Below are 25759 nucleotides of genomic sequence, written 5' to 3' on the forward strand. Positions count from 1 at the left end.
TTAGACTAAAGTTTTTCGCCGAGCCGCTGACCCAAGAACCACCATCTTTGACTCCTGTATCACTGTCACCAGGCGTCTCGTGATAGTAGTTCCTTCGATCTTGATCGTATTTTTGACTTTTGTCGTGTCACCATAGCCAACAACATTGGCACGATAACTTAAAATCAACGGTTCAGTGATTTTCAAGCCTTCTTTAAACGAGATCGTAAAGCCCTCCAGATTATCCGGGCTTGGATCATAGTTAAGGAAGTAATCCACATTCAGCGTCATTTGACGATCTGGATCTATAACCCACTGACCATTTTCTTGGAGCGCCTTCGCATAATGGATCGATAGCGAATCTGCGACTAATTGTGTGATCTGAACACCTCCCGTTACATCAAGTGTGTCGGTGATCGTAGTGTTTTCATAGGTCAAACGATTTCCGTTCAGAACGACTGAGTAATCCACATGGGCACTGTCCTCACTGCTAGCAGTGTAACCGTTTCCACTTTTGCGATTTGGATTTTTGGCCCAATCGAATGATACAGTAGCCTCAAGGTCCGTATTGGTTTCGCCGTCATTTCCATAAGTGTAGTCTACATTGACTTTATTCGTATAATAAGGTTGGATATCCCCAGTCAAATCCGTCGTGATGATCATGCGCACAGGATGATCAATGGCTAATTTTGCCCCTGAATTCAAGCTATACGTCAGCGTTCCGTTATCTAACGCCAACTTACCATTATTTTGGAATGCCGCGGTTAGCTCTTCCATAACTTGTATTTTTCCGTTGGTATCATACGCCAATTTGTAGAATGCGACATTGTTCCACAAATTTTCTGTATCAACACTTTGCTTACTCGCAGGTACCTTGTTATTTCCAGCTGCATCAGTGCTACCAGCAACCAACGGGTCTTTGATGGTCAAAGTTTTTAACGATTCTCCCTTGGCATTGAAATCGATCGTCCAATCGATTTTCTTGTCTTGGAAATTACCTGAACCAGATTTTTGTTGCGCATTCCAAATACTATCAGGGATGTTCCCATCAGAAGTCGCTTTCCCCCAATCGTCGCCATTTTCCCCATGTAAATAGGCCATATTGGTAAAATCATTGCCAGCTGTTTGTTCGACTTTATTATTTCCCTCAAATAGTGCCGTACCCGCTACTGTACCGAAGATATTAGGATCAAAGAAGTATTGGGTATCAAACGTGATGACGATATCTTTGTCCGTCTTAACCTTAAATTTGATCATCACTCGTTGTGGATCAGCTTGTTCGCGTGTACTCACGTCACTCTCATTGTCACTATCTACTAAAATCAATTCATAATCATTAGACCCGAGTCCCGCTACTGAAATATCCGCTTTTAAAGCTGCCAATAATTTTTCTTCGTAGTCTGCTTGCGCTAAATTACCTTCAAATGACTCAAAGGAAGCTGGTGCGAATCCTTTTGGCAGTTGTTCGATCACATAGCTGCCTGGTTCAATTTGGTAGATATCATTTTTGACCGTGATCGTAAAAGGCACTGTTCTAGCATTGTAATCGATCGTCCCAGTTTTTTTAACGATATTAGGGAAATTGTTGGTCTTACCAGCAGTCGTTCCACTCATCGTCGCTGAGTTGGCAATCTGGAAACTTGTCGCACCTTTAGGTCGATTAGGGATCTCAGTTTTTTTCACCGTCAATGTATAACTGATCGTCACGGCTTTAGTGATGGCTTTATTTAAAGTAATTGTGAGCTTACCGTCCGTGTAAGAAAACGTATAATCTGTCCCTACATTTAAGGCTACTCCATTTTCTTTAATTACCAAGTCAGCCATCGCTGGAGTGATGGTATTTCCGATGAATTTACCGGCTGTATCAATCCAACCGGCTTGTGGGATATCTGAAATTATCACGCCAGCAGAAATCGTTAACCTTTGCTGGTTTAGCGTGATCGTGTAAGTCCCGCTCACGTTTCCTGAAGCATCAACAGTTGCATTTCCCGCCTTTTTAAACCAATTATCTTTATTCACGGTGACCGTTGCATCAGTGGATAATTCTTTTAAAGTACTATCTTTCGTCAGATCTTTCAACGTACTTTTATTCGTGTATTTGATAGAACCAGGACTTCCTGTAAACTTTTGCCCCGCATCAGCTGTCGCAGTTGTCTTGAACGTTGCTGTGAACTTCCCAGAAAATTCCTCATCATCAACGCTCGTTATCGTGGCTGTCCAACCTTTTAAATCAGTGTCATCAGGATTATTCGTGTCCCAGTAGACTGGGGTCACCAGTATATTATATTCATCCTCATCTAACAAATTTCCAGCTTCATCCCGAATCTCTAGTTTAGCTAACTGAGCTTTGGTCAGTTTATGTGTTGCGGGATTGCTATTACTAGGTGTCGGCAAAGTATCCGAAATTTTCAATCCTGTTACTTGATTGTTTTCTGTACTCGCATTAATTGTCCAAGTGATATCTTGAAAGATCACTTCACCCTCACTATTCACTGTAGTCGATGGCAAACTGCCTGCCTTACTTAATGTCATCTCCTTTTGAACACCAGGGATGTCAACTTCTGTCTTGGTCTCATCGTTTAATGGAACTTTGATGATCGTATCTGATGTACCGTAATTATCTAAACCATCTAATTCGATCGTGATCGTTCCGGTCTGCTCACTCGTGTCTAACAGATTATCTGAAAAGACCATTGTTAAATAGCCATCACGTGATAAGGTATAGTATCCGATGACTTCAGTCCGACCATTTACTGTTCCCATGACTTCTCTCGGAATATCGACATAAGGATAGGAAACACCGGTGTTATTCAACTTCAATGTATAGTAGGAGCCACCGTTGACTGGTGCTAGGGTGATCAGCTCATCACCCGAAACAGGGATCAAATTGTCTAAGGACCATTTCAATTCTAATTTTTGATTGGTTTGTCCGGGTGTGATCTGGCCGTTCTCATCCCCGTTGATCTTGACACCAGTGATGATCGTATTGCCTTTGACATCCTCTAAACCATCCTCCATTTGATGATTGCTATCACTTTGCAACGACTTTAATTCGTCGATACTCGTCAAATGAAATTTGGCTTCTTCTCCATCCCAATCTTGGCCAGCATTATTGGCAATCGCTGTAATAGACAAGTCATTGACACATTTGGCGTAAGTATCATTCGTGACAGGTCCGTCTAATTCATCCGATTCGACGATCACAAAACTAACTTTTTGATCTGCAAGCTGGCTCGTGTCGATCGTATAAGTCCCGTTGTCTTCTGTTATCTTCACACCAGTAGCATCTGTGCCATCAAGTGGGATCTCAGTCGCAATGCTTGCTAAATCAGTGATATACAATGGATCTTGACTGTCCATGTCTAAATTATTGATGTCTGAAATCATGTATACTTTCACTGACGTAGCCGATGAAGGTTTGATGCTCCCGCTGATACCGATCGAAAAAGCAACTTCTTTTATTTCATGCAACGCGCCAAAAGCAGTCGATTCCGGTGAATGACTAAATTTTCCAGCATTGATCAAGGTTCTAGCTTCTACGATATTCCCACTATCAGATTGTTTGCCATCAGATTCATCGAAATTAGGAAAGTAACGAACATTTTGCATGGCAAAAGTTGAATTGTATTCTTCTGATGAACTATCTCCGTCAAGATCGATCTCAGGAAGAGCTGCACGTGCAGCCGCACGTTCCACGCTTTCCACCTCCGATTGCTCATTTTCCTCAGATTCCGAAGGTTCAGTCGTCTCTGGTGGGGCATTCGCTGATTGTGTCGAATCAGTTTCACTTTCTTCATTGGTTTCTATATCAGGAGCGGTCGTCGTATTCGTGTCTGCTTCAGGTATATTGGGATTCTCCGTTTGCTGATCTGCTACCTCTTCCGAATTGGATTGGACGACCGCATGGGTCTCCGGGGGGCTTAGTTCATTGGCAATGACAGTTACAGGCAACATTTGAAAAACAATCATCAATGCTGCAAAAAAAGTAAGTAATTTTTTCATTTTCTCCTCCTCCTTAATCAATAAAAAATATCCTATTTTATAATTTTATTTTAACATATTTGTTTTTTTCTTCAAAACAGAAACCATAATTATTGAATAAAGAATAAGATAGCCGTTTTATTTTATATATAATTGTTTTTTATTCATAAATAAATGCTTAATTAAAATAATTTTTCATTATTTTATAACAACACCTAAAATCACTAGCGTTATTTTAAATGTATTTTTTTTACTTCAACCTAAAAAAATCCCTTTATCAATGAAAAACATCGATAAAGGGACAGAAAATATAGTTGAAATACAGTTAATTTTATTTTTTTTATTCCAAACAACTATGTTTTTTAACGCATTAATTTTCGGAAGATATAAGCCAGTACAAACCACAGTACCAGGCTGACTCCGATCGTAATGATCCAGCCAGAGGCATTGTTTTCCAATGGCAATGGCATATTCATCCCGAAGAATCCTGTAATGATCGTTGGGATCGTCAATAAAACGGATAAGACGGTCAAAATTCGCATCGTATCGTTCAGATTATTGTTCAAGACATTGTTATAGGTGCCCGATAATTGCTGCAAGATTTGCGAAGACAGTTTCGTCATTTCGACGAGCTGTTGGGCTTCGATCATGACATCATCTAGGCCTTCTTTTTCTTCATCGGTCAGACGGCGATAAATCCCGTGGCTCTTGATTTGTTGGACCAACAAGACGTTTTGCCGTGAAGCCGTCACGAAATAGACGATCCCCGTCTCTAAGTCCGAGAGCAATAATAAGTTTTGTTTGGTCGTTTTTTGTTTTAACAGTTGGCTGATTCGTTTGCGGTCACGATCCATCCCTTCCACAAAAGGGAAATACTCATCTGAGATGACGAACAAACAACCAAACAATAATTCATACAAACTACTTTCAGGATTGCGATCCAAATAATTTTTAAATTTGAAATACAAGTATTTGCTTTGTTGATTGGTCACGGTGATCAATGTCCGATCCACAACGAGAAAGGTCATCGGTACCGTCTCATAATGGTTATCGATTTTGCGCCGATTCGGTACGTTGAAGATCAGCATCAAGACATCAGTGTCTTTGTCATAATCTAAATGGGCTCGTTCGTTTCTATCTAATGAGTACTCGACAAAATCACTGTCGATCCCATAATCACGGTACAAATTTTTTAATTCGTCTTTATCTTCCGCATCGGTATTGACCCAGCGGTTCATCTTGTGATTGAATACTTCTTTTGTATACATGGACCTATCTCCTAGCTATCATTTCTATCGTTTGCATTCTAACATAGAACGATCAAAAATACTGCTATAAACGGACAAACGTTATGTTAAATCAGCAGTTTTTAGTTATTGACTAAATTACAAAAAAATTTTCCTTTTGCCAACTAAAAAAGCCTGACGCTTTTTTCGCGTCAGGCCTTCATTTAATTTAAAAAATTGGTGTCTCGATCGTCTCGATATATTTAGCACTAGTGACTTGATCGTAGAGTTTTTTGCCCTCTTTTTCAAACAATCCCACTGTACACAACATCTCTAATTGTGTCTGGATCTCATTGCTTGATAAGTTGCGATTTGGTTCAGAAAAATTCCATTGGTGGGCTTTGCCTTCATTGTTAGCAAAAGTAGCCGCTAATTTTAACATTGTTTCCCCTCCTTACTTGATTTATTTACTGATACGAGATTGTTGAGTCCAGACCACACTGTCTAAGTCATGCTCGACCGCTAGATTGGCCATGATCTCTCCTAACAATAAGACTTTTTCTTCCGCTGGATCATCGATTACATTGGCAAAATTGATGTTACGTTTTTTACCTTCCTCACTTTGCAATTGGACTTGCAACTTATTCCCTAACTTTTGAATCATCGCAAAACCCTCCTTTCCTATTTTTATAAACGTCGCGACGGTTTACACTAGTATTAACGCAACCTGTCATCAACCTGTTCATGAAGCTTCATCGTCCTCACTCCAATGCTGGATGAGTCGTTTTTTCCAATTACAGACAGTTCCAGCACTGACTTGATAGTATGTTCGAATCTGTTGATACGTCAGCCCATGATATAAACGACTATAAAGAAACCGTTGCTCACCTAAACTCAGCTTCGGCCATAAACGGGCCAAGTGCTCTGTCGATTCGAGCGGATCATCATTGATCATCAAGTGTTCTTGTTGGTAACTTTTTACTCGTTCCAAAATTTTTTGTTGCCGTTGTTGTTTGCGTTGTGCATCCCGTAAGCGCCAGCGTAAAAAGCGATAAATCAAGGTGACTTGTGCATCCTCACCTTCAAAGCGCTGATGGTTTTCAAACAAGGTGATTCGTAAAATCTGGAGATAATCTTCATAATCAGGATTCCTGTCAAAAATCTGACAATCACTTAAAACTTTCAGGCATAGGGCTTCGTATTGTTGGACGAATTGTTCTGCTGGTTCTTGTGTCATTTTTTAGTCTCCTTTACTTGTTAGTTGGTGACTTAAAAATGACAGAAACAGACCTTGCCCGCGAAAACGAAGCTTGCACAAAAAAAGCCAATGATGCCAGCTTGCTTGAATAAAAGCTTGTCACTACGCGGCGGTGGTGGATACTATGTGAAACCGATAGGCAAAGTTCTAGCTGCCTTTTTGCTGCCAGATTTCGCAAACTGAGGCCACATGATCATGTAAAAAAACAAAGAAAGAAGGAAGCCTCCATGATTATCGACATCAGTGAATGGCAACACCCCGACCAGATTGATTATGCCCAACTAGCCAAACAGATCGACCATGTGATCGTCCGCGTCCAATACGGCTCAGCCTATTGCGACAAATACTATCAAACCCACTTACAAAGGTTCCAAGATCTAGGTATTCCAACAGCCGTCTATGCCTGGGTCCGTGGAACTAGCCACGAAGATATGGCCCAAGAAGCCCGAACCTTTTATGAACGAGCAAAGGTCTTCCAGCCATGTTTTTATTGGTTAGACGTTGAAGAACAATCCATGATCGACATGCGTGGTGGTGTCGAAGTCTATCGACAAACACTGAAAAAACTGACCAATCAAAAAGTCGGTGTCTATGTCGCCCATCATCTATACCGCCAATTCAATCTGGCTGTCGAACAGTTTGATGCTCTCTGGTTACCAAGTTACGGACAAAATACTGGCAGTTATCAAGGCAGCGATCCAACAGTCAATAAACACTATGACTTGCACCAATATACGTCGAACGGTCGCTTATCCGGCTACAATGGCGTCTTAGATTTCAACCGCTTGTCTGGTAAAAAAGCCTTGAATTACTTCACGGGAAAAGCTGGCAATCTTCCTACTTGGGGCATCGCTGGAAAAGGCTACTTTACCCTAGCAACAGCGATCCATCTCCGGACTGCACCAAATACATCCGCTCAAAGCCTTGGGATCTTACCTACTGGTTCGACCGTCCAGTATGACGCCTTTGCTCACGAACAAGGCTATGTCTGGATCCGGCAAAAGCGCCATGATGGTACGTATGCTTACCTAGCTACGGGCAAATCCGATGGCAAAAAACGAACGGATGCGAGTTGGGGTATTTTTAATTAACGAAAAAAAATAAGAGGTGAAAGGAAATTTCCTTTCACCTCTTATTTTTGTTTCGCCACACGCATAAAGCCCCAACTAGTCGGCATATAATAGCCGTCTACTGTCATATCCGACAGATTACTTGAGACCAACTGCCCCGTGATGTAATAAATTCGCCGTGCTTTCCGCTCAGCGCCGCCAATTTTTGCTAACAAACCTTCGAGATCGTATTGTCCCATCAAGAAATAGTGAAATTTATGGCCCTTTAAGCGTTCGTGCGTGATCGCTCCTTCAAAGGTCAATAATTTTTGCAATTCTTGATCTGTAAACGATAGATCCGTTGGTGTCAGCGTCAAACCTTTGTAGTCAAATGAGTCTGCCATATCGTTTCTGCACCCCTTATAGACTTATTTTACCACATCAAAAAGCAGAAACACTACTCTTTCAGCCATGCCTTTGCTGACTGGACTTCCTCCATCAACAACTGATGACCACTATTCGTTTCCATGATAGTTAGGTCGGCACCCCGTTTATCAAAAGCCTCTGTCAGCGTATCAAAGGCTGCTTCACTAACGATTTGATCGCGCATACCGCCATAAGATACCCAGACTTTTTTATCTGAGAGATCAAAAACTTTGGTGTGGACCCCTAAGGACATCGGGTGGAAAAAGATGCCTTGAGCTAAGGACGTTTGACGTTCCAATAAGAGATGCGCCGCGATATTCGCGCCATTTGAGTACCCGACTAAGATCCAATCAGCTAGCGCGATGCCTTTTTCTTCGCTGATCCGAGTGATTTCTTCCAATAAATGATCTGTTTCATTTTCTAGACTGACTAGATCAAATTGATTCAACCCATTTCGACGAAAGAAACGATGCATCCCATCTTCTTTCACCTGACCACGTAAAGCTAAAATCGTACTCTTCGCATCCAACAACCGGGCCAAGTCGATCAATGAAGTCTCATCGCCGCCTGTGCCATGCAACAAAATAAATTTTTTTCCCTCCGGTTTGCCTGCTTGATAAATATACTTCATTTCCAGCACCTCACTTACTAAGTGTAAGTTATCATGTATCGATAACGGATTCAATTTTTTTGTTTTAAAAAAAAGCAGCCAGCTTACGCTAACCACTGATTCTCGTTCGAACTTTTTGACATAAAAAATACCCGATCATACAGCCAAGGAAATTGGTGATGATATCCCAGATGTCAAATGTTCCGATATAAAAGACATACTGGATCGTCTCGATGCCCAAGATCGTGACCAATGCAATCACGACTGCTTCGACCTTAGTTGCGCGAAAACCATATAAAAAACCCAAAGGAATAAAATAGCCGGTGTTCAAAATCAGTTCACTGACTTGCTGGCTGTTGTTTAGATACAATTCAAACGGATTTAAATTGAAGGAATGATACAAACGCGCCTTGGTGAACAACATGATGAACAACAATAAAATATAGCAACTATAAAATAAATACAAGTAAATATTCCACATTTTGCGCTGCTCCCATTGCCAGTAGAACAACCACAAACTCAAGAAGATGAATAGCCACAAAGCCTCATCCGTATATTCAAACCGCTGTGCTACTCGATACAGACGGGGATAATTGGCTAAAGTCGGCATGACTAAATAATAGACCATCCCATAACTTGCGACCAACGAAACGATGCCGGCGATGATTTTTTTCATACCCTACTCCCCCTTTTTATCCATTATACGAAACGAACCTTATCCCTGCATTAAAAAGCCTAAGTTCCCAAGAAAAGCTTAACAGTCACTTAAAAATAAAGCCTCGCCAACCAGTAAAATCTTGCTAGATGTAACGCTGCATCCCGCATTCCTCCGTTCTTCTCCTAGCAATATCTTTCCAAGCTAGCAAGATTCGCCTTCGCCCTTTTCCGGAAAAGCGATTATCTTAAAGCTATCAATGATAGGAGGAAGCGATCATGCGTGCGATCCATAATCCAATCCAAAACAAGATCACGACCAAATTAGTCGCGATTTTCTTAGATAGCACCGGCAAAAAGCACCAATGGACCTATGCGGATGTTGATCCTAGTCTATCGCCTAGCCAGCTCCGGGCTTACTGTGAGCAGATCGCTCAATTAGACCTCTTTGAAAAAGAGGGTGTCTTACTCTTTGCAAAACTTTTGCGTGCCAAACTCGTGACCACGATCGAAACACCGATCTTTGATCTGACAGATCCGGTCGATCACGACTTAAGCGATAATGAACCACCGATTCAAACTCTATCCCCAGTGGATATCCAGATAGATAAATCCCCCATTAGATCCTTGAGCAAAAGATGGCTGACACTCCTCAAGTTATTAGGAACAAAAAAACGGAAAAGGAGACTGCTTGATTACGGCTTTACCTAAAAAAAAATCAACCAACAAGTAGGAAGTACCTACTCGTTAGTTGATCTTAGTAATTACTTATCTTTCTGCGTGACGACGTTTTTGGTAGAAATAAATTGCTGCTGCGCCAATAATCAACAACGCGCCTAAGTAAGGAAGGATCTCCATTACTTGCTCACCTGTCGTTGGTAATGTACCGCCGCTACTACCGCTGCTTCCACCACTACCATTAGATGTCGTACCACCTTTTGTACTTGGCAAAGCACCAGTTGAACTTCCACCAGGTGTTCCCGGTGTACTTGGTGTTTCTGGTGTACCTGGTTCTTCCGGTTCTGTCGGTTGTTTGATCTTCAATGTCTGTGCTTCGTCATTGATGTCTTCGTGTTTACCGATCAGATGACCATTTGCATCATAGACACGTTCAAAGACAACTAACGTCACATCATTACTCAATACTTTACGGCTGAAGGCAAAGTCCATTGTTACATAGCCTGTTCCTGTATCGCTAGCTACGAACGTTGCTTGACCTTCCACTTCTTTGCCTAAAACAGTAAATGGCTCATTCGCTTCTTTCATCATTAGTTTACCACGAGCTGTGTAGCTTTCGCCTGGGATCAAATTCTCGTAGTAGATGATGTCACGGATGATGACTGTCTCATCAGTATCTTTACTCAACTCAACGGCTTGTGTCCCGACCTTCGGATAATGAACACTTTGGTCTTGATCCTCAATGTCTGCATGCGTTGCGATCTTCTTGTCTTCATTATATAAATCTTCGAAGACCACGATCGTCTTACCAGCCAAATCACCTTGTTGGATCACAAATTCTAAGTTCACTGTTCCGTTGCTTTGGGTTGCGGTAAATTCTTTCTCCGCGTGGACTTCTTTGTTCTCACGTGTCAAGAATGGTTTGCCGGTCTCTTTATCCATCAAGACACCTTTGACCGTATATGTCTTACCAACCACTAAGTTTTTGTAGCTGACTTCATCGACGATCGTCACTGCATCTGATGCTAGACCCACATTTGACCCAGTTTCTTTATCTGTCGCTTTCGTACGGATCTCTGGCTGACGAACGGTTTGTTCTTCGTCATCGATATCCTTGTGTTCGCCGACCAATTTCCCTTCGACATTGAACAACTCTTCAAAGACGACTAACTCTAGATCTTCCGTCAAGGCACTACGTGGGAAGGTGAATTCCACCTCGATCATGCCACTTCCTTCATGATCTTCAGGGATCGTTGCTTCACCAGTAACCGTTACGTCTTGGCCTTTTTCATCTTTCACGACAAAAGCTTCTTGCGTTGCTTTATTCATCAAGACACCTTTGACTGTATACGATTTACCTAGTCGTAAGTTTTCATATGAAACTTGGTCTTTGATCGTGATGTACTCATCTTCTAGACCAGAGACTTGTGCTGCTTTCGTGCCAACTTTTGGATAGCTGACGGTTTGATCTTGATCATCGATATCCGCATGGACCGCGATCTCGCGATTATCATACTGCAATGATTCAAAGACGACGACTGTTTTACCCGCTAGATCACCTTTTTTGACCACGAATTCCAATGTTTGACTGCCATCCGCTTCTTTTGCTGTGAATGTTTTCGACGCTGTGACTTTGTCGCCGTCACTCGTTACGAATGCTTTGCCCGTTGCTTTATCCATCAATTCACCAGAGATCGTATACTCTTTTCCTGGGATCAAGCCTGAATAAGAAACCGTATCAACGATCGTTACTCGTTCATTGGCTAGACCTTCATCCATCTCTGTGTCTTTATCGATGGCATTGGTCTTAAGTTCTACATCAGTCACAGAGAAGACTTCGCCGCCTTCGCCATGTTCCCCTTTGTATAAGGTATTGCCATTTTTAGTATCTGTTACTTCAGCGACCCAGCCATATGTCCCAGCCGCATCCAGCGTTAGATCCTCTAAGCCATATCCTTTGGCATTTGACTTATAGTTTCCTGCTTTAGTAATCGTCATCACTTTAGTTGTTTCAGTGATTTTTTCTGGATTTGAAAAATCTAAGCTATCGACATCATCACTATATTTATAAAGCGTGAATGTTGCTTCGGCTTCATTGATTGGATCTTTTGTTACCGTCAATGTATCCCATACCGGATCACCGATATGCACTTTTTCAGCATTGACTTGGGTGTAGAAGCCTTCATTTTTCGTGACATGGACAGTCTCTGATGGCACTCCATACTCGGTTTGGAATGCGGCCACACGGCCATCGTTATCTCCACCAGTCACGACGATCGTATAGTATCCTGGTTTATCAAATTCTTTGAACTCTTTCGTGTTCAGCTCACCAGAGATCAGTGGCGCCGTCACTTCATCAAAGACGATCGCATCAGCCGGTACTTCGCCTTTAGTCGGTTTGACCGGTGAATAATACATCGTGAAGGTCGCAGTCAAGGCTGTATCTTCTTTACTCTCACCCCAGCCTTTTGGCATATTATATGTGCCATCTGTATTTGGATCACGATCTTTCCCTTTTAGTTCAGCGTGCTTGTTTTCATCACCGATGTTTCCGTCACCATCACCTAGCAAGCCCCACATCCCTGGCAAGTCAGTGACTTTGATACTATCGTAGATTTGCTGACCAACAAGTGCCGAAGTCGTCGATACTTCTGTATTGATACTTGGATCCCATGGCACCAAGACATATTCATCATCACTACCGAAATTAGAGTTCCATTGTTCCGTATAGTCGGTTCCTTCGATCGATTCGACCCAGACATACCAACCTTTGTCTTCTTCAGCAATTTCAATAGTCGGTGTTTCAAATGTGCCATTTCCTGTGATGGTTGTTTTGACCGTAGCATACGGCTTGACATCATTAGGGATAGCCACTGCTGAACCACCATCATGTTGGTTACTGTTTTCAATGAAATCTGGTTTCGTCAAGAATGGACCATATAACTTACTGACGATCGTAAGCTCTTGATCGGATTTGTTGTCATCCACCTTTAATTGATCTTTGACCGTCCCACCAGTTGCTGGTAATCGATAGCCTGCTTCAAAAGTCTCGCCATCTTCACTCAACATTAAGTTCTTTGTTTCAACTTTCGGTTGCCATTTTACAAGCGACTGTTCGTTTGTATCGTTGAACGGCTTTTGGAAATCCGCATCATCGGTGAAATAATTTTGTTTATCCCCTTGATCCGCACGTTCAAAACGAACCACTGGATAGTAGAAACCATACTTATCAGCAGTTAATTCTGACGTATGTGAAACTGTCCCTACTTTATTCACAGCTATCGTTTCTGATTGATCCGTCAACTTGCTGATGTCTGGATGATTTCCAAGATCAGCTACATTGATTTTTTGCTCTTTATAGTCCGTCTCTGAATAATACCAGTCTAGTTTTAAGTTGGCAGTGACATTCTCATCGCTATCTAATACCTTACTCCAAGTCGTATTCCCTGCTAGTGAAACAGTGATCTTGTCTGTTAACTGATCACCTTGTTTCAATAGTAGCGGTGTTTCCGTAGTCGCATCAATTTTGAATGGTTTGATTAATTTGACTTTTTTTGAAGCCGTCACATTCTGACGATCACCTAGTAAAGCCACCATGAAGTCTTGCCCGTTTTCAAATTTGTATCGCTGTACCGTCGTTCCTGGTAATCCTTTCACACTCATATCGACAGTCACTTCACCAGTATTCGTAGGTGTCACCGTTATATTACTCGGTTGTGCATTTGATTTAAAAGTAAGTGTGTTCGAATTATTTTGAAATGTTCCATTAGTCGCTTTTAATGTCACATCATAGGCATCGATATTTTTCATCTCAACATTAGATGAAGAACGAAGACTAAAATCAACTTTCGCCGTTTGAGTTTTCTCATCTGGTGTTAAAGTTACCGTACCTGTATACTCACCAAGTTTATCTTTGGCAAAGGCTACCATGTAATCCATTCGATCTTTAATTTGTTTCCAATCAGTACGATCATCAAGATTAGCTTTAGCCTTATTATAGTCCTCCCTATTTATTTCATATTTTTCACGGAAATACATGCCCACAGCTGCATGATCCAGACGATTGTTTTCACCCCATCCAGTAGTTGGTGTGCCCCGATTGATAAAATGATCCACTATAAATGCTGCTACAGGATCATTCACTGAACTTTTACCCACAGGATTATCCATATAAACAGCTATACCCATCTCAATACAAAAAGCGTAAAAAGACTCTCCAACAGTTGCATTAGGTCCCAAAGTTTTTCCGCCAGTACTATATGACCCAAAACTTAATGCTAAGTTGGTTTCAGTTTCTGCAGAAGTATAGCGATAGCCCAATGCCGACTGACCTCTTGCTGCAGATGCTCCTCCTTTTCCCCAACTATCATCAAATGCTTCAGCTCTTATATTAAAAAAGCCGATATTACTGACGACCATCATCAGCGTCAAAACAATTCGTAGTACTTTCCCTAAATTTTTCTTCATCTTCTTTCCCTTCTTTCTATCATCCAAAAGTTACAAAGCAACACGGAAATAATAGTCTTCCACCCGACAAAATCGTCAATTTTCAACAAAATATTTATTTCAAATAACAATTTTAACATGAATATTATAAATTTGAAAACTAATAACAAAATCATTTTATAAAAAAACGAATAACAACCATTATATATCTAAATAAAATCAATATTTAAAATAATCAGAAAAAATAGTTATTATTAAAGTTATTTGCAGCGGGTAGAACAAAGAAGAAAATACTGTCTAATACTCCAAATCAATCCAAAAAAGAATCATTTTATTTATCAAAAAAAATCAACCAACAAACAGTTATATAACTGCTTGTTGATTGATTTTCTATCATCTTTTATAAGTCTTTCGCTAGTTCTTTCAGGTATTTCCGCAAATCACGACCGATTTCTGGATGCTTCAAACCTAATTCGATGTTGGCTTGGACCATCCCTAGCTTATCACCGACATCATAGCGTTTACCTGTAAACTGATGAGCAAAGACGCGCTGGGTCTTGTTCAAGGTATCGATCGCATCCGTCAATTGGATCTCATTGCCGGCGCCCGGCTGTTGATTTTCTAAGATCTCAAAAATCTCTGGACGTAACAAGTACCGACCGATAATGGCCAGATCACTTGGCGCCTCTGCTGGTTTTGGCTTTTCGACAAAGCTCTTCACATTGTATAAGCCTTTGCCCAGTTGTGACTCCGGCTCAACGATCCCGTACTTAGAGGTATCTTCGTGTGGCACCTGCATCACGGCGATCGTCGAAGAATTCGTCTTCTCATAATTATCCATCAACTGTCTCGTTAGCGGCACTTGATCAAACATGATATCGTCGCCTAACATCACCACAAAGGGCTCATTTCCGACAAAGGACTTCGCTTGCAATACCGCGTGGCCTAAGCCCAACGGACGACTTTGACGGATGAAATGCAAGTTGATATCCGTTGTCTCTTCGACTAACTTCAATAACTCATGCTTGCCTTTTGCGGCCAAGCTCTGTTCCAACTCAATATTTGCATCAAAATGATCCTCGATCGGACGCTTGGCTTTACCGGTCACGACTAAAATATCTTCGATCCCAGCAGCCTTGGCTTCTTCTACAATAAATTGGAACGTTGGTTTATCGACAATCGGCAGCATCTCTTTGGCAACAGCTTTGGTCGCCGGCAAGAAACGGGTACCCAACCCAGCCGCCGGAATGATTGCTTTACGAACTTTTTGCATAGTAACTCCTCCAATAAATGATTAATCACGTTTGAAGATATCACGTGTGTAGACTTTTTCTTCAACTTCTTGAAGTTCTGGTTCAAAACGGTTCGTCACGATAACATCAGAGACTAATTTAAATTCTTCAAAATCTTTGATTACTCTTGAATGGAAGAATTCTTCATCTTCTAAGGTTGGTTCGAAGACTACAACTTCAACACCTTTTGTCTTCAAACGTTTCATAATTCCTTGAATTGAAGAATAGCGGAAATTATCCGAATTGGCTTTCATCGTCAAACGATAGATTCCAACTACCTTGGGATTTTTCGCTAAAATTTGTTCCGCAATAAAATCTTTTCGGGTTGTATTTGAATCAACGATCGCACCAATAATATTACTTGGTACATCTTCATAATTGGCACGTAATTGTTTCGTATCTTTAGGCAAACAGTAGCCACCATAACCAAACGATGGATTATTGTAATGATCACCGATACGTGGGTCTAGTCCAACACCTTCAATGATTTGTTTGCTACTCAAACCACGTGATTCCGCATATGTATCTAGTTCATTAAAATAAGCTACTCGTAAAGCTAAATACGTATTTGAAAACAATTTGATAGCTTCTGCTTCGGTAGAATGTACCAATAAAACGGGAACATCTTCATCTAAAGCATTTTCTAAAAACATATTGGCAATCTCTTGCCCACGCTCTGAACATTCACCTACGATAATTCTTGATGGATGCAAGTTGTCATACAAGGCGCGGCCTTCTCGTAAAAATTCAGGTGAGAAGATGATGTTCTCTGTGCCATATTTTTCTCTCAATTCATCTGTATAACCTACCGGAACAGTTGATTTGATGAGAAAAGTTGCATCTGGACGAATCGCCAATGCTTTTTCGATCACATCTTCTACAGTAGAAGTGTTAAAATAATTTTTCTTCTCATCATAATCTGTTGGTGTTGCAATAATCAGATAATCGCCGAATTTGACTGCAGCTTCAAAATCTTGCGTAAACTCAACATTCAAATCATCGCGCTCCATAAATTCATGAATCTCTTTATCTTCCAATGGAGATTTCTTGTTATTAAGCATCTCGATTTTTTCAGAAACAATATCGTATGCTTTTACTTGTTCCTTTTGTGCTAATAATAGGGTATTGGCTAAACCAACATACCCTAAACCAAAAACTGAAATTTCCATAAGTTAACCTCTCGCTAAATAATTAATTTATATATCAAGTTTCTTTTCTCTTAAAGTAAATACACTACACTTAACCCAGTTTCCAATTCCAAATAAAAAGAAGTTAGTTTCTACTTTTATCGGAGAGCTTTCAGATACTCCATACAAAGCCAACAATAATAAACAAATCTGTATAATAAAATTATATTTAAATATTTTCCTTAAATAGTTGAAATAACCGATAAAATAAGCAGTTAAAATACATCCATATTGTACAACTAACTTGATATACATATTGTCTAATATATATATTCGACCATTTTCAATTCCGATTGTATTTTCTTGCCCTGTTTGTATAAATTGACCAAAAATTGATAGACCATATTTGTATAAAAAAAATGATGCCTGTCTAAGGCGACCGCTAAATAATGCATCTATCGAATAGATTAAATTAGAATGTTGAGTATAAAAAATACTAAAAATTATAGAAATAGCTCCAAATAAATAAAACCAATTTATCTTATCAAAAATACTAAAAAAATTACTATTAACTAATTTAGAGAAAATAATAAGCAATACTCCTAAAATAATTACAAATAAACTTGTCCTAGTTCCTGTTACTTGGGAAACTATAACATTTAAAACCGATATTATAAATAATTCAAATTGCGTTATCTTCTTTTTTCTTATAATAAAATACATGAGCGAAGCATAAGCAACATGAGTAGCGAACGAATTAGGATGTATAAATCCCATTGAATGCCTGATTTGACCATTTTCTCTCATCATAATAACATCTTTAGAATAACCTAAGGCATATGAGATTAAAGTTAGAAATATTCCTAGAATTTTTGAAAACAATTGGATAATAATAATTTTATTAAAATTTACAGATACGCAACTAATACCTACTAAAGCAAACGTGATTATATCAGTATTTCTATTTAGGTAGAATGCTAATAGACATACTAAAAAAAAGATAGTTAAATTAAGAATATTTCTGATATTTTTTTTTTCCAAAAAAAAGTTCAAGATAAAAAATACATATGCTATTACTTTTGTATAAAAAAATAATTTATTATCAATATTAACTATAAAGGTACTGGATAATATGAGTAAGAAAACCCCAATATAAAAAAGGAATGTATTTTTGTTAATGGAAATCTTCATCAAATTCTCCTCTTATTTACTAAATTTTTATTATACTAATTGTCAACAAATGGGGTAGTAATACATATTTTTAAATTATCTTTTAAAAAATTTAAGAATATAACGATATTCTTTAGTTAACAGGAATCCTGTAAATAAAACAACTATAAATATAATTCCTTGGATAAGCAATAACAAGAAGTTATTACTTACTAAAAAACTAAATTGATATTGAAAAATAAATAGTGCCATAAAAATAAAAAAGGAAATTATGATTGGAGAAATAAAGAAAGAAATTATGCTACTCCATTTTGAATCTAATACTTTATATAATAATATACTTATAGAACACAAAAAATTGATAAAGAAACCTATAGCTAGGGAAATAGATACTGCTTGAATATTTTTAAAATACAAACCACATAAAATTGATCCTACAATAATAAGAGAGGATAGTATGCCATTCAAAAGTAAGTATTTTGTCTTATTACGAGATTGATAAATGGCACTAGTGGTTATATTTATCACCTGAATCCAGATTGTTAATGACAACATTTTCAAAGGAAAAATACTATCTATCCATTGTTGTCCAAAAAGGAAAAATACTATCTCTTGACTACACGAAGACATAAAAATAGAAATAGGCATTCCGAAAAGCAATAATATATGAACTAAATTAAAATAAACATCTCTAATTGTCTCAACATCTTCCTCATAATCTGACAAAATAGGTTGTAACACAGGGTTTATTATTCCATTGAATACAGCAGCTGGGTACATCAGTAATTGATAAGATTTATTATAATTACCTAATGCTGCTGGAGAAATATACTTGCCTATTAAAAAACTATCTATATTTCTAGAAAAATAATTAAAAAAATTAAATGCGAATTGATTACTAGCAAAGCCGTATATTTTTGTTAATGGTGAAAAATCTACAATTTTTGTTAACCTAAGCTTTGATTTTTTTAGTAAAATTAAAAAATTTATTAAAGAAGAAATCACGCTATTAATAACCAAAGAATAGACCCCGAATCCAAGTAATGCAAAAGTGACACCTATGCTTCCTCCTATCAGTGAAGAAATAATAAGTGATATGTTAATCATCTTGAAATTCTTTTCTTTTTTTAGTTTTGCCATGGGTACAACTATAATAGAATAGAAAAACACAGCTATAGCTAATATTCGGGATAAAGTTATATATATTTCATTTTTATAAATTACAGAGAGAATATATCCTACTCCTAAAAAAATAACTGATAAAATTAAAGAAAATATGCCAGAAATATTAAATATTTTAGCTATTTCTAGCTCATCTAATTCTTTGTTCTGTATAATTGCAGGTCCAATCCCCATATCCGCTAACATTTGAAAAAAAATAATAAATACAGATACCACTGCAACTGTTCCATAATCAGAAGGTGTTAATAATCTTGACAACACAATATTTATTAAAAAAGTTATTATCATATTTCCATACTGACCTAATACTGTATAAAAAAAACCATTTCTAAATTGATTTAACATACAAATTCTCCAAAACTATAGTATTTATATAAAATTAACAATTTTAGTCACTGAATCTCTATTAGATTTAGGATATTTAACGGTTTCTTGATAATGACCAACTGCAATAAACATTATTAAATTGTCGGCATTCGATAAACCTAATTTTTCTTTTACTGTAATTTCATCAGATATTCTTAAGTTGGCGTTGAGAGCACATGTACCTACACCCAAATATGTTAATGCATAAAGTAAACTCATTGCGAATAGCCCACCATCTATAAATGCTTGATTTCTCTCATGTATATTCCCAAAATATTCATAACTTGTAGTGATAGCTATTAATGTATTCATATTTTCAGCCATACCATTTATTCCAGATTGAATTTTCATTAATTCCTTTATTAATGAATTATCTTTAACTACAGTAACACTCCAAGCTTGCCTGTTACAGACAGAAGGTGTCTTTGAAGCTATTCTAATAGCATTTTCAATCAGTTCCTTGGGTATTGGATCAGTTGTAAATTCTCTAATACTATGCCTACTAAATGATAAGTCTTCAAAGTTTCCTTTTACATTCCTCAGTATATTTTCTTTAGATTCCTCAATTATTCCGCCAGTAAAAGTATCTTTTTTTAGCTCATGTAACAATAAAAATTCTTTTATATAAGAAACATCATAATTATTTTTCTCATGCAAACGCACATATTCATTAAGAACTGATATAGCGGTTTGAATACGATCATCATTCAAATCGAAATTTGACTTGATTGAATAATCAATCAAATCCATAATTTTATTTATTTTCTCTTTACCATACCCTAATCTCAGTTTTTTATGTATCATTCCCTTTTCCAATGCATGGTATAAAAATGTAATTTCTCCTCGAACATTATTAAAACTTTTATTTCTATTTAACTCATATGAGTTAATTTTAAAAGTTTTAAAATCATGGTTATAAATTTTTTTCAGTCTAAATGGATTAATACTTTTTTTTATAATTTTGTAGTACTTACTATTCTTATTAATCAAATGAATCATCTCCGTTCAGAAGTTTTTTATAAATATTCTTCCACAAATAATTGTTAACAACTGTATGATTTGCGTTTTTTCCTAATTCAAGTAATTTATGCTTATTCTTTATATTATCAATTATAGTATCTGCCCACTTTTTTTCATCAAATTCATTTATAACAAAACCATTATAATTATTTTTTATTACTGTTGTTGATCCTCCGTTTTTACTTGATATTACTGGAGTATTGAAATACATAGCTTCTAGTAAGACCATTCCAAATATTTCATTAATTGATGGAAGTAAGAATAAAGTTGCTTTAGGATAAATATAGCTAAGTTGTTCATTTGATAAACTTGGAACTATTTTAATATTTTCTAAGACTTCTTTATCAAAGTTATCCAAAATTTCACTTACATATTTTTTATTGCCTTTTCCTATTATTAAAAGTTTAATATTTTTTTCTCTTTGAAAAACTTCATTGTAAACTTTCAATAAGAAAGGAAAGTTTTTTCGTTTACTTAATGCCCCCACATAAAGCAATACATTATCGTTATTATTTAAATAAGCAAGGATATCCTTTGCTTCATCAGATATTTTTTTTACATCATTATACTTACTAATATCTAATCCTACTCCGATAGTTTCAATATTAATATATCCTTTATTTTCCAAATATTCTCTTGCAAGTTCGGATTTAACGTATATCTTCTTAACGCTTTTATTAATTTTTTTTACAAAAATTTTGTCATAGAGATTTGATAGAGCGGGAATCATAAATAGATTATAATAAGGCCCAGAATAAATAACAGTATTCTTGTGTCTTTTAGATATAAAGTACGACATCAATTGATTATATTCACAACAAATGATTAAATCGTATTGATTTAAAAATTTTTTGGATAACGTGTTATAGGAAAACCCCGTTCGAAAAAAACGTATTCCTTTATGTTGTATTATTTTTAATTCATTACTACCATGTTTATAAATTATTTCTTCTCTATTTTTACGTTTTAAATAAGGGAAATATAAAAAATCAAAATTATGTCCATTATCTACTAATTCTTTACCTAGCCCTAAAGCTTGAACATTATATTTTGAAAAATCTAATTCGTATGGTACCGTTCGAACAAATAATATTTTAGACATATTTTATATTCTCATCATCCTTTATGCTATTTTTAAGATATGCTATTGATTCATTTATTTTATGATTTAATATCTCATTTGTTTGGTTATAATCTATTGGAGTATTTAATAGTTTTTGAAGCTTATTGAAATCTGAATTAGGAGTAATAATACGTTCTCTTTGATTTAAATCTTGCAACAAGGAACTTACTTTTCTTATTCTATTATTTTCTGTAGCATAAACAATAAAATTCTTACGGTATTTTATAGAAAAAGATGCCCCGTGAAATGTTCCAGTAATAATAAAAGCTGCCTTTTTAAACAAACTTGCCCATTCTAGAGCAGTTACATTAGTTTTATCATAGGAATACCATTTTCGATGTTCTCCAGCCCCAATAATATCTAAGTCTTTTTTTTTCGCAAATTTTTTTATTTCATTAATTTGGTCATTAGTTATCCTACAATCATATATTAAAATATAATCTTTTTTTTCTTTATCAAAGTTATTTTCTGATAGATTTATTTGGGGAAATTCATAAATAAATACTGGATCTAAAACCTTTGTAGCCATATGACCCGTATCAAAACATAATTCTAAAGATTTTTTATCTCTTACAGAAATAGAATTTAATGAATTTATTCCTACCATTACTTCTTTCGGCACCTCATCTTCAATGCTTGAATCACCAACACTAGCTGCATATGTAATTACCTTTGTTTTTTTTAATCCATAACCAAATTTTATTGGAGAGTAGGCTATGTCTTTAAAGTTCCACACCTCGTCGCTACCAATTATAATAAGGTCATAATTTTCTGAATTAATATCTTCAGCTGATTTCATTTTTTTACTACGAGGTAATTTTTTTTCATCTTTTCTATGAGAATTCAGAAGTTTTAATTTTTCAACATAAGATTTAGGTGTATCTCTATCATACCTGTATCGAAAAAAGCGAATTACGTTTTTAAATTTATGTTTTTTTATAGTGTAATTTATGAACTCTACTTTTGCATCTGGATTTATTTTTTTTATTGTTTCATATAGTGCAGTAGCTTGTAGAGTGGCTCCAAAATTTTTTACATAATGATGCGTTAGTATTCCAATTTTCATTTCTTTTAGCCTTCCAATTCTCCATATTTATTTTCAAAGTTATAAATGTACATTTTCTTATCAAAGAATTTTTTTTGTCTTTCTAGGGAATTTTCTCCAAATTTTTTTCTTTTATTTGTATCTATAATTAATTGTTGGATTTTATTTCCCAAATCTTTAGGACTGTTGGGATTTGCCAGTAATCCATTTTGATTTTCTACTACCATTTCTGTTACTCCACCATGTCTATACCCAACAACTGGCTTACCTGATGCCATGGATTCTAAAACAACCGTTGGTAAAGGATCCGGGCTAGTGCTAGGCAACACAAATATATCAAAAAAATTATGAATATTAGCTATATCATCTCGAAAATCTGAAACAATAAATCTTTCTTCAAATTTTGAATTTTGAATTATTTGTTTTAGATCATCCATAAAATGATATTCATCCTCGAATACCCCACCTACTAAAACAGCGTAGATTTTCTTATTTTCTTTCATTAAAGGTTCCATAGCCAATATAAAATCTTTTTGGCCTTTCCATGAATTAACTCTTCCAATCATTCCCACAACAATGCTGTCTGTAGGAATATTAAAATCACTATAAAGATAATCAATTGGGTTAAACGGTGAATATACTTCCCCATCTACGCCGTTATATATAACTGATACTTTTTTTCTATCAACTAGTCCACTATTTATTAAATGTTCTTTAGTAGCTTTAGATACTGCAACAGCCTTATCAGAAAATTTATTAACTAAGAATGAAATTATTTTATAAATAAATTTGGGTTGAGTGATTATTTCATGTACATGCCATAATACTTTTTTTCGAGTAATTATTTTAATTAGAATACCTTCTAACACAGCTGTAGTATTGATATGGATTATATCTATCTGATATTTTTTTATCAATTTTATTAACATCAAACTATATTTAAAATATTCAAAAGCATATTTAATTATCCCGATTGGACTGAAAATCTTTCGACGTAAAATGGGATATGGAATTATTGATACATTTAACCCCTTTTTTTTCATAGCTTTAACTAAAACCCCATCGTTAGGTAATACTATTGTGCACTCAAATTTACTCTTATCTATCCCAGAGACTAACTCTAAAAGAACCTTATCTGCTCCATACATTTCTGCACCAGCATGTAAGTAAAGAATTTTTTTCACTTAATTTTCTCCGTTCACACCTACTAATAGTGATTCATATGATTTTATAATTAGATTCCAACTAAAATATCGAAGAACTTGATGTAAAGAGTTATTATCTAAAATCGCGCGATCTTTCTTCGAAATATTTTCAAATTTATTAATTACTTTATGTAATTCTTCTTTTTCCCAGTAATAAGCCCCATCACCAGCTACTTCTAGATTGAAGCCTACATTCAATAATAAGTTTACTTTAGTTGAAGCTAATGCCTCTAATAATGATGGATTGGTTCCCCCTACTTCATGTCCATGTAAGTAGGCGAACGCATTCTCACGAATGAATTTTAATAATTCTTGGTCATAGACTGTACCAACAAACTTTATTCGTGGATCTTGATCAAAATTGGTTTCTTTTTTTAGTTTTTCATAGAACTTATTTTTTTCTACGTTCGTAATCAAAACAAAATCTTTTTTCGTATCAGACTTCATAAATTCACGAATCATTGTTTCATAATTATTCTCTGGTACAAATCGTCCGACTACTAAGTAATAATTATCTAGTTGAATATTTTTTGCTTGATACCAATTGTTGACTTCAGGACTACTTTTGGTTAACTTAGACTTTTCTAAATCTGTCCCATATGCTATATAGGTTGTTTTTGGTTTGTATTGTGCATAATCTTCTTGTATATATTTTTCAATGTTTTTACTATCACAAATCAACAGATCAGCATGTTTTACCATTAATTGTTCTGAATATTTCCAATAGCGACGGACTGGATAGCTCCATTTTGCCCGCATCCATTCATGACCATCAGGATTGACAAATAATTTTCCACCCAATGCCTTGATTTTACTTTTTAAGCTTCCGATAAATGGTCCGATCCGACAAGCCAAAACATAAAAAATTGGTTGCTTATCTTGATTTTTCTTCGCTAACGCTATTGCATAGTTCAACGCTGCAATATCATAATAAATCGCTTTGGCTGGTCCGACATTAGGAACGTCAATATTAAAGCACTTTGCGCCATTATGCTCAAAGTGCTTTTCAGTGATTCCTGATTTGGCTGAGTTTTCAGTCATGCACGCTACATGGTATTGGATGTTCTTATCTACTTGATATTCGGTTAATTTTTCAACAAACGTTTCAAATCCGCCGTACTTTGCGGGAATCCCTTTTGACCCAATAATATACACTTGTTGCTTTTGCTCCTTCACAAACATAACTCCCCTAGTACGCCCCATCTGGCTTTATCATTACTTTTATCGTTCTTACGATCAATGAGAGATCATAACGAATGCTTCGTTTTTGGATGTATTCGATATCGAATTCCACCATCTCATTGAAGTGGACATCGTTTCGGCCGCTGACTTGCCATAGGCCTGAACAGCCTGGTTTGACCAACAAACGTTGCATGTCATACTGCGTGTACTCTGCGACTTCTCGTTTTAACGGTGGTCGTGGACCGATCAGACTCATATCGCCTTTGATCACATTGATCAATTGTGGCAATTCGTCTAGGCTGGTCTTGCGGATGAATTTGCCGATCTCGGTCACTCGCGGATCTTCTTTCATCTTGAACATCGCACCTTCGACTTCATTTTGATCCAACAGACTAGCTAGTTTTGCTTCGGCATCGATACACATCGAGCGAAACTTATACATCGTAAAGATCTTTCCATCACGACCAACTCGTTGTTGGGCAAAGATGATTGATGATTTTGGTTCTTCTTTTCTTATTTTATACGCTACCCATAAGAAGACCGGTGAGATGAAGATCACTCCCAATGAGGCAAGCATGATATCAATGAGTCGCTTCCCAAAGTCGTAGACTCTTTGGCGTTTGATTTTGGCTTTGTCTAACCAAATCAAACGAGCGGTGCCTTCACTTGGGAAAGATGTATTTTCTAGGATCGTATCATCCACTAAAGTCTTTTCACTTTTCACTATTAACCCCCCAATC

Annotated in this window: 21 protein-coding genes; 2 read left to right on the top strand and 19 right to left on the bottom strand. The window is 36.7% G+C overall.

The window, feature by feature from the left end:
* The 5 genes from RV04_RS01560 to RV04_RS01580 form a co-directional block, all read right to left on the bottom strand.
* Window positions 1-3981: a collagen binding domain-containing protein gene (locus RV04_RS01560; protein ID WP_071856715.1), complete on the bottom strand. Its 3981-nt coding sequence runs from the start codon at window positions 3979-3981 to the stop codon at window positions 1-3.
* Between the two features lie 341 nt (window positions 3982-4322).
* Window positions 4323-5228, bottom strand: coding sequence for a magnesium transporter CorA family protein (locus tag RV04_RS01565; RefSeq protein WP_071856716.1), 906 nt, complete (start codon window positions 5226-5228; stop codon window positions 4323-4325).
* Window positions 5229-5415: 187 nt separating this feature from the next.
* Window positions 5416-5628 (bottom strand): DUF2922 domain-containing protein, encoded by a 213-nt coding sequence (locus RV04_RS01570; protein WP_071856717.1) that lies wholly within the window; start codon window positions 5626-5628, stop codon window positions 5416-5418.
* A 21-nt stretch (window positions 5629-5649) separates the two neighbouring features.
* Window positions 5650-5850: a DUF1659 domain-containing protein gene (locus RV04_RS01575; RefSeq protein ID WP_071856718.1), complete on the bottom strand. Its 201-nt coding sequence runs from the start codon at window positions 5848-5850 to the stop codon at window positions 5650-5652.
* A 78-nt stretch (window positions 5851-5928) separates the two neighbouring features.
* Window positions 5929-6423 carry a sigma-70 family RNA polymerase sigma factor gene (locus RV04_RS01580; protein ID WP_071856719.1) on the bottom strand — a complete coding sequence of 165 codons (495 nt, stop codon included), beginning with the start codon at window positions 6421-6423 and terminating at the stop codon, window positions 5929-5931.
* 248 nt (window positions 6424-6671) lie between these two features.
* Here RV04_RS01580 and RV04_RS01585 point away from each other — a divergent pair, with 248 nt between their 5' ends.
* Window positions 6672-7535: a GH25 family lysozyme gene (locus RV04_RS01585; protein ID WP_071856720.1), complete on the top strand. Its 864-nt coding sequence runs from the start codon at window positions 6672-6674 to the stop codon at window positions 7533-7535.
* A 41-nt stretch (window positions 7536-7576) separates the two neighbouring features.
* Here the strand turns inward: RV04_RS01585 and RV04_RS01590 are convergent, their stop codons facing one another.
* The 3 genes from RV04_RS01590 to RV04_RS01600 form a co-directional block, all read right to left on the bottom strand.
* Window positions 7577-7897 (bottom strand): hypothetical protein, encoded by a 321-nt coding sequence (locus RV04_RS01590; RefSeq protein WP_071856721.1) that lies wholly within the window; start codon window positions 7895-7897, stop codon window positions 7577-7579.
* Window positions 7898-7950: 53 nt separating this feature from the next.
* A complete protein-coding gene (locus RV04_RS01595; protein ID WP_071856722.1) occupies window positions 7951-8550 on the bottom strand; it encodes an alpha/beta hydrolase in 600 nt (199 codons plus the stop codon).
* Between the two features lie 88 nt (window positions 8551-8638).
* Window positions 8639-9205: a VanZ family protein gene (locus tag RV04_RS01600; protein WP_071856723.1), complete on the bottom strand. Its 567-nt coding sequence runs from the start codon at window positions 9203-9205 to the stop codon at window positions 8639-8641.
* Between the two features lie 257 nt (window positions 9206-9462).
* On the opposite strand from RV04_RS01600, the gene RV04_RS01605 reads away from it, so the two are divergent.
* Entirely contained in the window at window positions 9463-9894 is a 432-nt protein-coding gene (locus tag RV04_RS01605; protein ID WP_071856724.1) for a DUF2922 family protein, read from the top strand.
* Between the two features lie 57 nt (window positions 9895-9951).
* Here the strand turns inward: RV04_RS01605 and RV04_RS01610 are convergent, their stop codons facing one another.
* The 11 genes from RV04_RS01610 to RV04_RS01660 form a co-directional block, all read right to left on the bottom strand.
* Window positions 9952-14328 carry a VaFE repeat-containing surface-anchored protein gene (locus tag RV04_RS01610; RefSeq protein ID WP_071856725.1) on the bottom strand — a complete coding sequence of 1459 codons (4377 nt, stop codon included), beginning with the start codon at window positions 14326-14328 and terminating at the stop codon, window positions 9952-9954.
* Window positions 14329-14707: 379 nt separating this feature from the next.
* Complete coding sequence (gene galU, locus RV04_RS01615; protein ID WP_071856726.1) at window positions 14708-15580, bottom strand: UTP--glucose-1-phosphate uridylyltransferase GalU; 873 nt, start codon at window positions 15578-15580, stop codon at window positions 14708-14710.
* A gap of 21 nt (window positions 15581-15601) precedes the next feature.
* Window positions 15602-16768 (bottom strand): nucleotide sugar dehydrogenase, encoded by a 1167-nt coding sequence (locus RV04_RS01620; protein WP_071856727.1) that lies wholly within the window; start codon window positions 16766-16768, stop codon window positions 15602-15604.
* Window positions 16769-16795: 27 nt separating this feature from the next.
* Window positions 16796-17917, bottom strand: coding sequence for a hypothetical protein (locus tag RV04_RS01625; RefSeq protein ID WP_071856728.1), 1122 nt, complete (start codon window positions 17915-17917; stop codon window positions 16796-16798).
* A 75-nt stretch (window positions 17918-17992) separates the two neighbouring features.
* Window positions 17993-19423, bottom strand: a complete 1431-nt coding sequence (locus tag RV04_RS01630) for a lipopolysaccharide biosynthesis protein (protein WP_084405486.1) — start codon at window positions 19421-19423, stop codon at window positions 17993-17995.
* 24 nt (window positions 19424-19447) lie between these two features.
* Window positions 19448-20434 carry a nitroreductase family protein gene (locus RV04_RS01635; RefSeq protein ID WP_071856730.1) on the bottom strand — a complete coding sequence of 329 codons (987 nt, stop codon included), beginning with the start codon at window positions 20432-20434 and terminating at the stop codon, window positions 19448-19450.
* Window positions 20427-21566 (bottom strand): glycosyltransferase family 4 protein, encoded by a 1140-nt coding sequence (locus RV04_RS01640; RefSeq protein WP_071856731.1) that lies wholly within the window; start codon window positions 21564-21566, stop codon window positions 20427-20429. Before RV04_RS01640 ends, RV04_RS01635 begins: the two co-directional genes overlap by 8 nt.
* The gene (locus tag RV04_RS01645) at window positions 21559-22653 is read right to left on the bottom strand and encodes a polysaccharide pyruvyl transferase family protein (RefSeq protein WP_071856732.1); all 1095 of its coding nucleotides are present in this window, start codon (window positions 22651-22653) and stop codon (window positions 21559-21561) included. The genes RV04_RS01640 and RV04_RS01645 overlap by 8 nt, the downstream gene beginning before the upstream one ends.
* Before the next feature lie 5 nt (window positions 22654-22658).
* Window positions 22659-23816 (bottom strand): glycosyltransferase family 4 protein, encoded by a 1158-nt coding sequence (locus tag RV04_RS01650; RefSeq protein WP_071856733.1) that lies wholly within the window; start codon window positions 23814-23816, stop codon window positions 22659-22661.
* On the bottom strand, window positions 23817-25013 hold the full coding sequence (gene cps2T, locus RV04_RS01655) for a beta 1-4 rhamnosyltransferase Cps2T (protein ID WP_245791026.1): 1197 nt from the start codon (window positions 25011-25013) through the stop codon (window positions 23817-23819). It lies immediately after the preceding gene.
* A gap of 13 nt (window positions 25014-25026) precedes the next feature.
* On the bottom strand, window positions 25027-25743 hold the full coding sequence (locus tag RV04_RS01660) for a sugar transferase (protein ID WP_071856735.1): 717 nt from the start codon (window positions 25741-25743) through the stop codon (window positions 25027-25029).
* Window positions 25744-25759: the final 16 nt, after the last annotated feature.

This window comes from Enterococcus hermanniensis (assembly GCF_001885945.1).
Classification (GTDB): Bacteria; Bacillota; Bacilli; order Lactobacillales; family Enterococcaceae; genus Enterococcus_A; species Enterococcus_A hermanniensis.

What these genes read in the sequence shown, in the direction of transcription:
- galU (WP_071856726.1), bottom strand. Translation starts at nt 15,580, where the DNA reads ATGCAAAAAGTTCGTAAAGCAATCATTCCGGCGGCTGGGTTGGGTACC.
- RV04_RS01625 (WP_071856728.1), bottom strand. Translation starts at nt 17,917, where the DNA reads ATGAAGATTTCCATTAACAAAAATACATTCCTTTTTTATATTGGGGTT.
- RV04_RS01600 (WP_071856723.1), bottom strand. Translation starts at nt 9,205, where the DNA reads ATGAAAAAAATCATCGCCGGCATCGTTTCGTTGGTCGCAAGTTATGGG.
- RV04_RS01605 (WP_071856724.1), top strand. Translation starts at nt 9,463, where the DNA reads ATGCGTGCGATCCATAATCCAATCCAAAACAAGATCACGACCAAATTA.
- RV04_RS01630 (WP_084405486.1), bottom strand. Translation starts at nt 19,423, where the DNA reads ATGTTAAATCAATTTAGAAATGGTTTTTTTTATACAGTATTAGGTCAG.
- RV04_RS01575 (WP_071856718.1), bottom strand. Translation starts at nt 5,850, where the DNA reads ATGATTCAAAAGTTAGGGAATAAGTTGCAAGTCCAATTGCAAAGTGAG.
- RV04_RS01610 (WP_071856725.1), bottom strand. Translation starts at nt 14,328, where the DNA reads ATGAAGAAAAATTTAGGGAAAGTACTACGAATTGTTTTGACGCTGATG.
- RV04_RS01640 (WP_071856731.1), bottom strand. Translation starts at nt 21,566, where the DNA reads ATGTCTAAAATATTATTTGTTCGAACGGTACCATACGAATTAGATTTT.
- RV04_RS01560 (WP_071856715.1), bottom strand. Translation starts at nt 3,981, where the DNA reads ATGAAAAAATTACTTACTTTTTTTGCAGCATTGATGATTGTTTTTCAA.
- RV04_RS01645 (WP_071856732.1), bottom strand. Translation starts at nt 22,653, where the DNA reads ATGAAAATTGGAATACTAACGCATCATTATGTAAAAAATTTTGGAGCC.
- RV04_RS01570 (WP_071856717.1), bottom strand. Translation starts at nt 5,628, where the DNA reads ATGTTAAAATTAGCGGCTACTTTTGCTAACAATGAAGGCAAAGCCCAC.
- RV04_RS01585 (WP_071856720.1), top strand. Translation starts at nt 6,672, where the DNA reads ATGATTATCGACATCAGTGAATGGCAACACCCCGACCAGATTGATTAT.
- RV04_RS01590 (WP_071856721.1), bottom strand. Translation starts at nt 7,897, where the DNA reads ATGGCAGACTCATTTGACTACAAAGGTTTGACGCTGACACCAACGGAT.
- RV04_RS01620 (WP_071856727.1), bottom strand. Translation starts at nt 16,768, where the DNA reads ATGGAAATTTCAGTTTTTGGTTTAGGGTATGTTGGTTTAGCCAATACC.
- RV04_RS01595 (WP_071856722.1), bottom strand. Translation starts at nt 8,550, where the DNA reads ATGAAGTATATTTATCAAGCAGGCAAACCGGAGGGAAAAAAATTTATT.
- RV04_RS01580 (WP_071856719.1), bottom strand. Translation starts at nt 6,423, where the DNA reads ATGACACAAGAACCAGCAGAACAATTCGTCCAACAATACGAAGCCCTA.
- RV04_RS01565 (WP_071856716.1), bottom strand. Translation starts at nt 5,228, where the DNA reads ATGTATACAAAAGAAGTATTCAATCACAAGATGAACCGCTGGGTCAAT.